This window comes from Neobacillus niacini NBRC 15566, from assembly GCF_001591505.1.
In the GTDB taxonomy this organism is placed as follows: domain Bacteria; phylum Bacillota; class Bacilli; order Bacillales; family Cytobacillaceae; genus Neobacillus; species Neobacillus niacini.
In genome coordinates this window covers 16,746-29,146 of record NZ_BCVA01000047.1, presented here as the reverse complement: position 1 = coordinate 29,146, position 12,401 = coordinate 16,746, and the positions used below count along the sequence as shown (strand labels likewise).

Sequence of the window (12,401 nt, the reverse complement as noted above, 5' to 3'; positions counted from 1 at the left end):
AGTAAGATTTGGAGGAAATGAAAATGAAGTTTTTTATTGTAGATGTATTTGCTGAGAACAAATATGAGGGAAATCAATTAGCTGTCTTTATACCAGAAAGGAAAATGCATACAACGGAGATGCAAAAAATAGCTCGAGAAATGAACTTTTCGGAAACGACTTTCATTATGTCTGGCTTGCAGGATAATGGGGGCTATGATGTTAAGATTTTCTCCCCTGATTCTGAATTACCTTTTGCTGGACATCCGACCCTAGGCACTGCTTATGTTATCAACTATCTATATGATTGTTCAGAAGGAAGTGAAGTTAAACTAAACCTGCCTGTTGGGCAAATACCCGTTATATTTGAAGATAAATACGCATGGATGACTCAAAATCAACCTGAATTTGGTGCTAATGTTGAGATTGATAGAATTTCAGCTGCATTACAAATCAATCGAGATGATATCAATACTGATTTTCCGATTCAAGTGGTATCAACAGGATTACCAAGTGTTATTGTCCATTTGAAATCATTGGATGCTGTAAGCCTTTGTAAAATTGGCCATCGAGCCTATGCAGACCTATTGAAGGATCTGGGAGATGTTAATTTACTTGTCTTTACAACTGAAACCGCAAGCCCAGAAAACGATATAAATGTAAGATTATTTATGCCTATACCAGGGTATCTAGAAGACCCAGCAACAGGAAGTGCTAATGGAAATTTAGCAGGATATTTATTGGAACATAACTTTTTTAATACCAATGAAATAAACTATCGTGTCGAACAAGGTGCTTTTATAGGTAGACCATCGCTACTAAAAATACATGCCAACAAGACAGATGATCACTATCTCATCCAAGTCGGCGGGCAAGTCATTGTCGTATCAGAAGGTAAGTGGTATTAAAAATTTAGCGTGAAGGGGTATATAAGATGCAAACATTGCCACAAACACAACAAGTAAAGAAATACATACCACTTTCGTTTTTTGTTATTTTTCTTGGATACTTAGTATTTGGGCTATCGGAAAATATCAAGGGACCAGCCATTCCTCAGATGCAAATTGATTATAAGATTGATGAACTGCAGGTTGGTTTTCTATTAGCGATTAATTCCATTGGGTTTTTAATCGCGTGCAGTTTTACTGGTGCTTTTTCATCTAAAGTAGGGATTAAGCTTACGAGTCTGATTGCTTTTGGTGTAATGGCAGTATCAGGTGTTTTTATTTATTTTTCTAGTAATTTTGCTATCTTTTCCGTCTCCTATTTCATTATGTACTTAGGGAACGGAATGTTAGAAATCGCGTTGGCCATTTTGGCTGCAAGAATTTTCACAAAAAATACTGGCTTTATGATGAACTTATCTCATTTCTTTTATGGACTTAGTTCAACGGCGGCACCCTTAATGGCAGCAGGCTTGATGGGTATGACGTTTATCGGAGGTCAAGAGCTAGGCTGGAAGGGAATGTATTTTTTCATGCTCTCCTTATGCATCATTCCTATGATCCCAGCATTTTTTAGTACACTTCCAGTTGATCAAACAACTAAACACGAACGACTGCCGATGAAGACGTTCTTACAAGATCGGGTAGCATGGTTCATCATTATCATTCTATCGTTTGGAGTAATCGTCGAGCTTTCGATTGCAGGCTGGCTTGTTAACTTTCTAGTGAGATCGTTTCAATGGAGTGGGGCGGCGGCTTCCGGTATGTTATCAATCTTTTTCCTCTGTTTTATGGTCGGAAGGTTACTTCTAGGATTTATTACTGATAAAATCGGATTTATGATTTCTATCATTGTTTTTTCCGGCCTTGCTGGAATTACGACCATTTTGGCTACTTTATTGGGGCCTACAGGTGTTTGGTTATATGCGGCAGCTGGGTTTGGAATTGCACCCGTTTATCCAACCGTAATGGCATTAATCGCAAAAAGATATCCGAATGGAATTGACGCTGCGATTACCGTTACCGTAACGATTATGGGGATTGTGGTTGTTATCAGCAATTTATTCTTAGGAGCACTGATTGAATTCTTTAAAAGATGGTTCACTGGCTTTCTTGGAGCGGAAATGGGGTTAATGAGAGGATTTCAGGCAGGATTTATATTTATTGGTGTCTGCGGACTGTTATGTTCTATTTTCAGTATTATTTTATATCGCTATTTGAAGAAGCGGAATGAAGTCATGTAAATGAGGTGACCGTTTGGGTTGCCTCTTTTCTGTGAGAAGAGAGGAAAAATATGATGAATAAACCATTTAAGGATTTCAGCCAAACAGAAGAGGAATTGCGTACATTAATTGGTTTCCCAAGTGAATTAGTTGAGAGCAAGACGATTACATATTTAGATCACCATTGTGAAGAATACATTTCCAAATCTCCATTTTTAGTGATTACTAGTTCTGATTCATCGGGTAAAGGTGATGTTTCACCAAGAGGGGATATGCCTGGATTTGTTAAAGTCATAAATGAAAACTATTTGGTTATTCCAGAGCGACCGGGTAACAAAAGAATCGATACCATGCGAAATATCCTGGCAAACCCTAACGTAGGTCTGTTATTTATGATTCCTGGTTTAGGGGAAACATTGAGAGTGAATGGAAAGGCGTATTTGGTAAAAGACGTTGACCTTCTTGAACAGATGTCCGTAAGAGGCCGAGCCCCTCTATTAGGTATTGGTGTAGAGATAGAGGAATGTTATATCCATTGTGCGAAAGCCTTTAAACGCTCTAGTTTATGGGAACCTAGTTCTTGGGCTGACAAAGAAACATTGCCCTCCGCAGCAAAAATCATATTTGATCACGCTGGACTTCCCGGTAGCAGTACCGAATCCATAGAGGAAAGGCTTAAAGAAGGTTATTCGAAAAGATTATATTGAGATGGGACTCCACTTGGCTAATCCCAGACAAATAGTCTCATTGGCTAGAATAATAGACTATTGTGCCCTTAACTCTAAGCAAATGGGATTTACGGGCATAATAATAGGCTAATTGTGCCCGTTTCCAATTATAAATCGATTTTGGGTAACAATAAACTCACTATTGTGCCCATAATAAGATACAGGTGCAGTTTAGGTAACAATTAGCCACGGAATTAAAAATCCCAAGTGAAATGAAATCACTTGGGATCTTATTTTATAGATATGGACTTTCATGCTTCGCTTTTAACATATTCCAACGACGGTCAACTTCCTTATCAAACATCTCCAACATGTCTTTACTGTTTTCGTTCAGCAAATGTTTCGTTTTACCCATCAACTTCAGCCATTCGGATACAGCTAATCGTTTATTTTTCTCCTCTGGATTATAGGTGACTGTTGTAACCCCATGCTCAACCTCATAAAGAGGGAAGAAGCAGGAGTTCACAGCAGCTTCAACAATCGTCTGACCCAATTCATCCTTTGACTTCCAGTTCAATGGGCAGGTAATTAAGATTTTGCCATAAACCAAGCCTTCATTATTGGCATACCACTGAGCTTTGGCTGCTTTCTTTAACAGGTCACGATCAAAAGCTTCCGTCCCGGTAAATACATAAGGGATATGAGTAGCTGCCATAATTTGAGCCGTATCCTTGTGATGGAATGGTTTTCCATTTTGGAAGCCGCCAATATTGGATGTACTCGTCATATGCCCCATTGGAGTAGAGTAGGAGAGCTGACTGCCTGTATTCATGTAACCTTCATTATCATACTCAAGGATGATCATTTTATGGTTCCGTAATGCCGTTCCAATTGCAGGACCCATGCCGATGTCCATACCACCGTCACCTGTAACCATAACGAAAGTAAAGTCATCACTCAGGCCCAGTTCCGCCAATTCACCGCGTCTCTTTCTTTCATGGAACATTTCCACAAGACCGGAAAGGGTAGCAGAGCCATTTTGGAATAGGTTATGAATATACGTTGCTTTATGAGAGCTATAAGGGAAACCAGTGGTTACAACCATCGCACATCCAGTGTGGAATAGTGCAACGATGTCACCTTCAATTCCTTTAAAAAACAATTCCAGCCCTGAGAAAATACCGCAGCCTGGGCAAGCTCCGTGACCGGAAGCCAGTCTCTTTGGCTTTTTCGTTAAACTCCGTAAAGGCGGAATTTTCACTTTCAATTCACCCGTTTTTTCATCAGGCGTAACCGTAATTAGACCCGTATTTAAGTCTTCTTTTTTCATCGGATTTAACACACGTTTCGGAGCAAACTCTGGTTTCCCTGGATTATGCCCAAAGTAGTCAAACGGCTTCTCTGCAAAACCTTTATCAGCGGCTTCAATAGCTAACTGGAAAAAGTGTTCGGCGTCATCTGCATAAAAATCTTTGCCGCCTAATCCGTAAATTCGGTTGATTACCTTTGTATGAGCATTACCAACCGTTTGCAGAGCGGCTCTTAGTTCAAGGGCCATGTTCCCACCATGTGCTCCGTATGAATCGGCACGATCGCCAACGGTTACCGCTTTAACATTTTTCAAAGCTTCCGCTATTTGTTTTTGAGGGAAGGGACGTATCATATTTGGAGATATCACACCCGCCTTGATTCCTTGTGAACGGAGTCGATCAACAACGTCCTTACAAACCTCTGCAGCGGAATTCAACATAAACACGGCCACTTCCGCATCGTCCATACGATATAAGTCAAGGATCGGATATTCACGTCCGGTTAATTCTGCGTATTCCTTAGAAATTCTTTCAAACACAGCTTCGGCATTGTACATCGCTTCTGATTGTTGATAGCAGTTATTAATATAATCAGGTTCATTCATATATGGGCCGATGGTAACAGGATTTTCACGATCTAAGGCATGAGGGAAGTTCCTCGGAGGTTCCCCAATGAATTTTTGGACGTCACTTCTATTTTTAATCACCTGTACACGGCGTTTTTGGTGAGAGGTGAAATACCCGTCGAATGAAACAATGACAGGAAGTCGTACCTCAGGATCTTCTGCTAATTTAATCGCAATAATGTTCATATCATATACGATTTGCGGATCGCGGGCCATTAAGATGGGCCATCCCGTATTCAGCCCGAAATATAAATCAGAATGATCTCCATGAATATTTAATGGACCTGAAACAGAGCGATTCACTAAATTTAATACCATCGGAAACCGTGTTCCAGATTGAACTGGCAGCTGCTCTAACATATAAAGGAATCCATTGGCACTGGTAGCGTTAAAAACACGGCCGCCGCCTGTAGAAGCCCCATAGCATATACCTGCCGAACCGTGTTCGCCATCTGCTGGAATTAAAACAATATCATGTTCACCTCTAGATTTCATTCCATCAAGGAACTGGGCAACTTCTGTTGAAGGGGAAATAGGGAAGTACCCCATGACATGATAATTAATTTGGTGGGCTGCATACGCCGCCATTTCGTTTCCAGATTCAAATACAAAACTTTGCTCAACCGTTCCCATTTCAGTTTTAAGATTTTCTTGGTTTATTTCAATGGACATAACATCCCGTCCTTTCCTTAGTTTTGAGTCACTAAATCAAATAAATGGGGTACACGGTTTTTATCCGCATAGCCATCATTGTATTCTCGTTCACCTGATAGCGCTTCCACAGGACATGCCGTTACACACTTCAAGCAGCCTTTGCAATATTGATAGTCAATACCACTGAGAAACATTTGAGGACGACCTTTTTTGTCTGGTTTTTCCTCCCATACAAAGCAAAAGTCTGGGCAAGCTGTATCACAGGCCGCGCAATTGATACACTTTTCCTCATGAAAATGAGGGAGCATACCGGCACGTGAAATACTTAAATCCTTTAATATACTGTTACCTGGATTGGTAATCATTCCGCCTAGCGCCTGGGTTTCATAACCAAGAACGGGTTCTGGTCGTGAAAAAGGTTTAGGTTCGACACCATCCTCTGGAAGATAAGTTTTAAATTCGACTTCATTAAATCCACGATCGAAGGTCCGAATATTGGGATCAACAAGGTGTGGATATTTTTTTTCAAAGGTACGTCGTATCGTTTCTTTCATCGATTCAGGATCTAAAAAGTCCAAGATACGGTAAAGAGCACCGAGCATTGCGGTGTTGGCTTTTGTTTGTTCTTCTAACGCGATACCAGTGGCGTCAATGATGGCAATGGTACCGCCAGCAATTTTCATGAGATTTTTCAGTTCGTCAGGGGATTTTTGTGAGTTTACTAGGATTGTGCTGTCAGGGTAGATCCCGCTTGTGCAGTCGATAGTTTTAAACAGGGCATCATGGAAAATGCCGACAACATGAGGACGTTCTATAGGTGTGGTGTCTCGAATATTTGTTTCTGGCTCACAAAAGCGAATATGGGCTTTTACAGGGGAACCTTTTTTCTCTGAACCGTATGATGAAAAACCGACTCCATTCAGTCCGTTTCCAACAACTCCATCCTCGGAAAGCATTTTACCAGCCAGGTTAGCCCCTAATCCGCCGATTGACTCAAGGCGAATTTCAAAAAAACCTAATTCATTTGTTTTTGGCAATTTTGACAAAAGTATTCCTCCCATCTATGTAACGAAGTTTGATATAGAATATTATAAATATTCTATAAATTAAATTAATTTTATTGTAACAGGACAACAAAACAAATACAACAGATTTTTGAAATCAGATGTAGGAACCCGTATGGAGTTGGTTTTATCATTAAGGTGAATTGTAATTGTGATATATAACAGAGGGAAATATGTTATACAACAGAGGGAGAGAGTTAGTTTTAAAAAGAAATGGAGAGTTGTTTGTAGGTCACTTGTGCCTAGTTCATACATATAATGCTAAAGTGAATTAGTTATGAAAAATTTAATATTTATCCAAGCCTGTTGTGATTACAGAGCTAAGGTAAGAATAATACGAACAGGGAGGGGATGTTTGTGAAATTTACCATTCAATATATACCCCTGAATAAAATTAAACCTGACGTATCATTGAAGGTAACAGAACATATTAAAAGACTCCAGCGATTGATGTGGGATTGTATGTTTGTTTTGGTTGTCAGGAAAAATCGGAAGGATAACAGCTATACAATCATTAGCGGTCAAGATCGTTATGAATCCCTCCGAAAACATACGAAAACTATTTATGCACCATGTATCGTTGATAAAAGTACACCTTCCGGAATGTTATCCTTGTTTCAACGGTTTCGCAGAAAACAACTGCTGGATGATTTTCCTTTATTGCCATCTAGCTGGTCCATTGTACGTTCCTTTTTAAAACAAGAGCCTCGTTTTAAACAATTATCCCGATCGCAACAAATAAGAGTCCTTCTTTTAGCTGCGCACTATAAAAAAACAGTGATATATTCAATGAAAATGACTGTTGATGATTTATTGAGAGATAGATAGAAGAGTTTGGAATACTTCCAAACTCTTCTCAATTTTTTTATAAGAAAAAAATAGAAAAACAAATGTAATAGAATACTAACTCCGATCATATTAAACCAATTAATTACAAATTTTTTTCCCTTCGGTTGAATCACGCCCATCGCGACAATATTCCAGAATATCTTCGAATTACGCCATCGTTTTTTGTTCAGCATTTCTTTACCGTCATATTTTCTATTTTCTCTTCTAACCCAGATATAAGCAATAATAATATCGAGTATAGCCCCAATTGATACTGCAATCATCACGGTCTCTCTCGATATAGTCCAACGATTTTTCTTTTTCTCCTCCTGCTTAGCCGCTATCTTTTTCTCGTGTTTCTCTAACTCTTGTTTGAATGTCGTCTCAGGCATTTCAACAGATGATTTACTAGGCTTAAAATCAACTAATGTAACAGCTAGAATCATAGAGACCATTAGCAAAAAGTATGTAGTAAAAAAAAGAGCCATTTTTTTATTTGCTTTTTTCATCGGTTCACCTAAGTTATGGCATTATTTTTATTTTATTTACCATTATTTTACCACAATTATCCAGAAAGTGATGACTGAAAGGAAGAGCAGGAATTTCATATCCTGCTCTTTACTATTATTCAACCCTTACCCTAATTTGATCAATAGCATTATATCCATAACCCTTTCTATTCCAATAAGGTTTGCTGGGCTGTGTTTGACCATGAGAATCTGTTGCTTTTGACTTGATGGTATAGATACCATTTTCTGTTGCCTTCCATTCATGAGACCAAGAAACCCATTTGTAGCTCGATTTCTGATTTATTATATTCGCATTGGTCCAAGTATCTCCATTATCCATACTGATTTCTACCTTGGTTATGGAGCCATTACCAGTCCAAGCGATCCCCTTTATTTCATGTTTACCTGTGTTTAATATAGCCATATCTAACGGTTTATGGATTGTTGAATTTACATTCATGGTGGTGACCGGCTGAGCACCATCGTCATTTTCTTGATTTGGATAATACAAATAGTCTATCCTTTGAAAAGGACCGGTAAAATAAGAACCGATGACACTTATTTGCTTAATCCATTTAACAGACGCCATACCATACCATTGTGGAACGATTAATCTGAAAGGAAATCCATGTTTAAATGATAATGGTTTTTTATTATATTCATACGCGATAATCGTATCAGGATGTAGGGCCTTTTCTACTGGTAAACTCCTAGAATAATAGAAACTCTCATCGGAGTCTGTTCTTTTTCCTTGGTCATATCCTTCCACAACGACTTCTTTTGCATCTTGCGAAATACCTGATAATCCGAGGAGAGTACTTAATGAAACCCCCGTCCAAACACCTTGGCTAATCGCACCCTTTTCCCATTGTTCTCCAAATACTTTAGGTTCAAATAAACTGCGTTTATTTCCGGAACATTCAAGAACCATTTCCACCGTTTTCGAGGGCAACTGTTGGATAGTTTGCATGGAAAGCAATAAGGGAGTAGATACCAACCCGTTTATTGAAAGAAAATAATTTGAATAGGTTAGCTTTGGATAAGAGAAGTGGTTACGCCGATAAAATAAAGGAGTTTGGATTAATTCTTGCTCAATAAAGTGTATAGGTGTTTCCTGATTCTCAGGGTCCAATTTACGTGTTATTAAATAAGGTTTTACATCAGGATGTTTTGGTACCATCATTTCCTCCCTTAAAAATGCAGTCATTCATAATGTATGTCTTAAGTGGTTGGAATAGGTAACATAACATGTTAAAAAGACGAAGAATAATTAGCGGCTAAATATACAGGTTTTTTAAAATGAAATGTAGATATGTTTTCCCTTTAAATTTATAAAAGGGATATTTTTTTGTAAAAAAAGCTTCATTTTTAGAATCGAGGACATATGTCCTATCGAAGAACTCTTGATTTATCATTTAATTAGATTATAAATATAGATAAATTGGAGAGAAGAGAATGAAAGGGAGTTTATTTGCTTTTTTAGGTGGGGCTTTTATTACACTTCAGGGTGTTGCAAATACCCGGATTAGTCAAGATATTGGCACGTGGCAGACGGCAACCATTACACAATTCACGGGACTTCTCGTAAGTTTGCTGGTCATAATGTTTGTAAGAGATAAGAAATGGAAACAGTTAAAGAATGTAAAACCCCTATACTTGACTAGTGGTGCTTTTGCAGCAATTATTATTTTTAGTAATGTAGCATCCATTGAATACGTAGGGGTTACCCTTTCCATTTCCGTCCTATTGATTGCCCAATTAGGGTTGACCTTTATAATTGATGGCAAAGGCTGGTTTGGTATTCCGAAGCAAAAGATGAGGTTACCTCAGTTCATCGGAATTGCGCTGATGATAATGGGTGTTGTCATATTACGTTTTTGATGTAAAGAATTTGCCATCCAGGAGGTGGAAACGTGAAAGAAATAAAAAATCGTCAGTTAGTGCAGTCCTATTTGCAGGCTCACCAACTAGAATCCATTTTTAATGATGATATCATGCCATATTTGTCTTTATACCATTTCGAACAAGGGGAACTGATCTTATCACAAGGTGAGCCATCCAAGTATTTATATGTCTTGGTACAAGGTAAAATAAAAATCTACACCACTTCAGCACAAGGGAAAACACTTATATTATCTTTTAAAACACCAATTGAAGTGATAGGAGATATTGAATATGTGCAGGAGATTGATACCATCAATACGGTAGAGGCCGTTTCATCGGTCTATATGATCGGAGTACAACACACACTGCTGAAAAAATTAACAAATGATTATTCTCCATTTTTGCAATTTATGTTAACTATTATTACCGAAAAGTTTTATTTGAAAAATAATTCGATGAGCTTCAATTTAATGCATCCAGTTGAAGTTCGTTTGGCCAGTTATTTATTGTCGGTGATCCATGATGAAAATGAATCCATATTGTCTGGGCAGCTAAGTACGTCTAGTTTGGCGGATACGGCAAATCTTATCGGGACCAGCTATCGCCACCTAAATCGGGTGATTCGGCAGTTTTGTTCCGACGGACTAGTTGAGCGTAAGAAAGGATTCATTCTTATTAAGGACAGAGAAGCCTTAACAACTTTATCTGGAGGAAATATTTACGAGTAAAATCGATAGTGGTCCCGAGAACAAGCAATCGGAACGTTTCTGTCCATACAGTGACACCTTGCCACCATTCATGGACTCTATTAAAATATTACACATTGGAGTGTTTAAGATATGATTCTAGGACTATTATTTGCCATACTGGCTGGATTTTTAGTCAGTCTGCAAAATATATTCAATAGTAAAGTCGGTGAACACGCCGGTTCATGGACGACAACTACATTAGTGCTAGGTTTAGGATTTGTCGCCTCATTTACTATAGGATTCCTGTTTGAAGGGAAGCAACTATTTCAATTACAAAATATGAAGACATGGTACTGGTTCAGTGGTTTAATAGGAATTGGAATCGTAACCTGTGTCGTCCAAGGCATAAAGTTACTTGGCCCTACCTATGCGATGTCAATTATGCTCACTTCACAGCTTGGATTTGCATTAATGTGGGATTCATTTGGCTGGATGGGATTGGAAAAGGTACCTTTTACCCTTCAACAAGGTTCAGGTGTACTTATAATAGTGGCTGGCATTCTTATTTTTAAAATGAACGGAAAGCCTAAGTCGATTAAAAAAATGCCAAATAGTATAAAAAGTTTACACGCAGAAAAGTAAACAGATGATGGAGTGATACCGTTGAAAAAATATAAAACTTTATTTTTTGATGTAGATGATACGTTATTAGACTTTGGTGCAGCAGAAAAATTAGCGTTACAACTCCTTTTTGAGGAACAGAATATTCTGCATACTCCAGAAATAGAGGAAGAGTATAAAAGAATAAATCAAGGTCTATGGAGGAGGTTTGAAGAAGGAGAAATGAGCCGGGATGAGGTTGTCAACACTCGTTTTTCAAGCTTATTACATGTATACGGAAAAGAAGTTGATGGGAAATTACTCGAAAAAAAGTATCGATCTTTCTTAGAGGAAGGACATCAATTAGTGGATGGTGCATTTGATCTTATTAGAGAACTTCATTCCCAGTATGACTTATATATTGTTACAAACGGAGTATCGAGGACACAGGATAAACGATTACGGTCTTCAGGTTTATTTCCATTTTTTAAAGATATCTTCGTTTCCGAGGATACAGGGTTCCAAAAGCCAATGAAGGAATTTTTCGATTATGTTTTTGAAAGAATTCCTCAATTTAATGTGAACGACGCATTAATTATCGGTGATTCGTTGAGTGCTGATATTAAGGGCGGACAGCTGGCAGGAATGGACACTTGCTGGTTTAACCCCAAAATGAAACAGAACGATTCTGATAGTAGTCCAAATTTTCAAATCCACAAGCTTGAAGAATTGAAACAAATAGTAAGTGTAAAAGATAGGATAGGTGCCTGATAATTTGCTGATTTGAAGGAGTGGGGAATATGGAGTTAAACTATGAAATCATTACCGATGAAGAAATTGAAAACTGTAGAGATTTATGCAATGAACTTATGGCTTTTCAAAAATCTAAAGCTCATATAACCCCAGAGTTATTTGATCATATGAATTTTGACACTCGGATGGTTCCTTCTGTAAAGAATGCCATACACAATTACATCGTAATTGTAAAAGATGGTGAGAAAATTATCGCCTACGTCTATTCCAATGTCTCTCCTAAAGAAGTCTATTCCAATAGTTTCACGACCTTCTTTGACTTAACGTCTGTTCGGAAAAAGAATGTAGGTTGTCTATCGCAATTCTATATAAAATATGAATATAGACAGTGTGGTATTGGATCTAAACTTTTTAATATGTCAATGGATTGGCTGAAGCAATTTGATGATGTAGAAGATCATTTCATCTTTGTCTCGAATGGAAATGATAATGCATTAGAATTCTATCAGCGAAAAGGGTTTTCTGTGAGTCATGATATATTGGATGGTTTCATTACCGTTTTGCGATCAATTAATCCTAAATAGATGTATTACTTTTTCTTTTTACTCAAACTAATTAAATAAAGAGCCATTGAGATATAGGTACCAAATAGAAGCGTGAAGAATATTGG

The 12,401-nt window shown here is 38.0% G+C and carries 13 protein-coding genes; 9 read left to right on the top strand and 4 right to left on the bottom strand.

The genetic code is table 11. From position 1 onward, the window contains the following. The first annotated feature begins 23 nt into the window (after positions 1 to 23). The 3 genes from BANA01_RS23995 to BANA01_RS23985 are packed head-to-tail and all read left to right on the top strand — an operon-like array spanning position 24 to position 2,853. Positions 24 to 887, top strand: coding sequence for a PhzF family phenazine biosynthesis protein (locus BANA01_RS23995; protein ID WP_034674659.1), 864 nt, complete (start codon positions 24 to 26; stop codon positions 885 to 887). Positions 888 to 913: 26 nt separating this feature from the next. Further along, entirely contained in the window at positions 914 to 2,167 is a 1,254-nt protein-coding gene (locus BANA01_RS23990) for an MFS transporter (protein WP_034674661.1), read from the top strand. A gap of 50 nt (positions 2,168 to 2,217) precedes the next feature. Continuing rightward, the gene (locus BANA01_RS23985) at positions 2,218 to 2,853 is read left to right on the top strand and encodes a pyridoxamine 5'-phosphate oxidase family protein (RefSeq protein WP_157411876.1); all 636 of its coding nucleotides are present in this window, start codon (positions 2,218 to 2,220) and stop codon (positions 2,851 to 2,853) included. A 256-nt stretch (positions 2,854 to 3,109) separates the two neighbouring features. Here BANA01_RS23985 and BANA01_RS23980 read toward each other — a convergent pair whose 3' ends face one another. Together BANA01_RS23980 and BANA01_RS23975 are read right to left on the bottom strand one after the other, a co-directional pair. Beyond that, positions 3,110 to 5,422: a thiamine pyrophosphate-dependent enzyme gene (locus tag BANA01_RS23980; protein ID WP_034674663.1), complete on the bottom strand. Its 2,313-nt coding sequence runs from the start codon at positions 5,420 to 5,422 to the stop codon at positions 3,110 to 3,112. Between the two features lie 17 nt (positions 5,423 to 5,439). Continuing rightward, entirely contained in the window at positions 5,440 to 6,450 is a 1,011-nt protein-coding gene (locus tag BANA01_RS23975; protein ID WP_157411875.1) for a 2-oxoacid:acceptor oxidoreductase family protein, read from the bottom strand. A gap of 375 nt (positions 6,451 to 6,825) precedes the next feature. Between BANA01_RS23975 and BANA01_RS29695 the strand changes: the two genes are divergently transcribed. Beyond that, the gene (locus tag BANA01_RS29695) at positions 6,826 to 7,296 is read left to right on the top strand and encodes a hypothetical protein (protein ID WP_157411874.1); all 471 of its coding nucleotides are present in this window, start codon (positions 6,826 to 6,828) and stop codon (positions 7,294 to 7,296) included. On the opposite strand, the gene BANA01_RS23970 is transcribed toward BANA01_RS29695, so the two are convergent. Next, complete coding sequence (locus tag BANA01_RS23970) at positions 7,233 to 7,805, bottom strand: hypothetical protein (RefSeq protein WP_063254984.1); 573 nt, start codon at positions 7,803 to 7,805, stop codon at positions 7,233 to 7,235. The genes BANA01_RS29695 and BANA01_RS23970 overlap by 64 nt on opposite strands. Positions 7,806 to 7,920: 115 nt before the next feature. Then, positions 7,921 to 8,985: a sulfite oxidase gene (locus BANA01_RS23965; RefSeq protein WP_157411879.1), complete on the bottom strand. Its 1,065-nt coding sequence runs from the start codon at positions 8,983 to 8,985 to the stop codon at positions 7,921 to 7,923. Positions 8,986 to 9,260: 275 nt separating this feature from the next. Between BANA01_RS23965 and BANA01_RS23960 the strand changes: the two genes are divergently transcribed. The 5 genes from BANA01_RS23960 to BANA01_RS23940 all read left to right on the top strand — a co-directional run bounded on the left by BANA01_RS23960 (position 9,261) and on the right by BANA01_RS23940 (position 12,315). Continuing rightward, positions 9,261 to 9,686 (top strand): DMT family transporter, encoded by a 426-nt coding sequence (locus BANA01_RS23960; RefSeq protein ID WP_034674645.1) that lies wholly within the window; start codon positions 9,261 to 9,263, stop codon positions 9,684 to 9,686. A 32-nt stretch (positions 9,687 to 9,718) separates the two neighbouring features. Next, positions 9,719 to 10,417, top strand: a complete 699-nt coding sequence (locus BANA01_RS23955; protein ID WP_034674647.1) for a Crp/Fnr family transcriptional regulator — start codon at positions 9,719 to 9,721, stop codon at positions 10,415 to 10,417. A 111-nt stretch (positions 10,418 to 10,528) separates the two neighbouring features. Then, on the top strand, positions 10,529 to 11,020 hold the full coding sequence (locus tag BANA01_RS23950) for a DMT family transporter (RefSeq protein WP_034674649.1): 492 nt from the start codon (positions 10,529 to 10,531) through the stop codon (positions 11,018 to 11,020). A 21-nt stretch (positions 11,021 to 11,041) separates the two neighbouring features. Further along, positions 11,042 to 11,749 (top strand): YjjG family noncanonical pyrimidine nucleotidase, encoded by a 708-nt coding sequence (locus tag BANA01_RS23945; protein ID WP_034674651.1) that lies wholly within the window; start codon positions 11,042 to 11,044, stop codon positions 11,747 to 11,749. A 29-nt stretch (positions 11,750 to 11,778) separates the two neighbouring features. Beyond that, positions 11,779 to 12,315 carry a GNAT family N-acetyltransferase gene (locus BANA01_RS23940; RefSeq protein ID WP_034674653.1) on the top strand — a complete coding sequence of 179 codons (537 nt, stop codon included), beginning with the start codon at positions 11,779 to 11,781 and terminating at the stop codon, positions 12,313 to 12,315. The last annotated feature ends 86 nt before the right edge of the window (positions 12,316 to 12,401 follow it).

Excerpts from the sequence above, each read along its gene's own strand:
- BANA01_RS23995 (WP_034674659.1), top strand. The coding sequence starts at position 24 with ATGAAGTTTTTTATTGTAGATGTATTTGCTGAGAACAAATATGAGGGA.
- BANA01_RS23990 (WP_034674661.1), top strand. The coding sequence starts at position 914 with ATGCAAACATTGCCACAAACACAACAAGTAAAGAAATACATACCACTT.
- BANA01_RS23985 (WP_157411876.1), top strand. The coding sequence starts at position 2,218 with ATGATGAATAAACCATTTAAGGATTTCAGCCAAACAGAAGAGGAATTG.
- BANA01_RS23980 (WP_034674663.1), bottom strand. The coding sequence starts at position 5,422 with ATGTCCATTGAAATAAACCAAGAAAATCTTAAAACTGAAATGGGAACG.
- BANA01_RS23970 (WP_063254984.1), bottom strand. The coding sequence starts at position 7,805 with ATGAAAAAAGCAAATAAAAAAATGGCTCTTTTTTTTACTACATACTTT.
- BANA01_RS23965 (WP_157411879.1), bottom strand. The coding sequence starts at position 8,985 with ATGGTACCAAAACATCCTGATGTAAAACCTTATTTAATAACACGTAAA.
- BANA01_RS23960 (WP_034674645.1), top strand. The coding sequence starts at position 9,261 with ATGAAAGGGAGTTTATTTGCTTTTTTAGGTGGGGCTTTTATTACACTT.
- BANA01_RS23950 (WP_034674649.1), top strand. The coding sequence starts at position 10,529 with ATGATTCTAGGACTATTATTTGCCATACTGGCTGGATTTTTAGTCAGT.
- BANA01_RS23940 (WP_034674653.1), top strand. The coding sequence starts at position 11,779 with ATGGAGTTAAACTATGAAATCATTACCGATGAAGAAATTGAAAACTGT.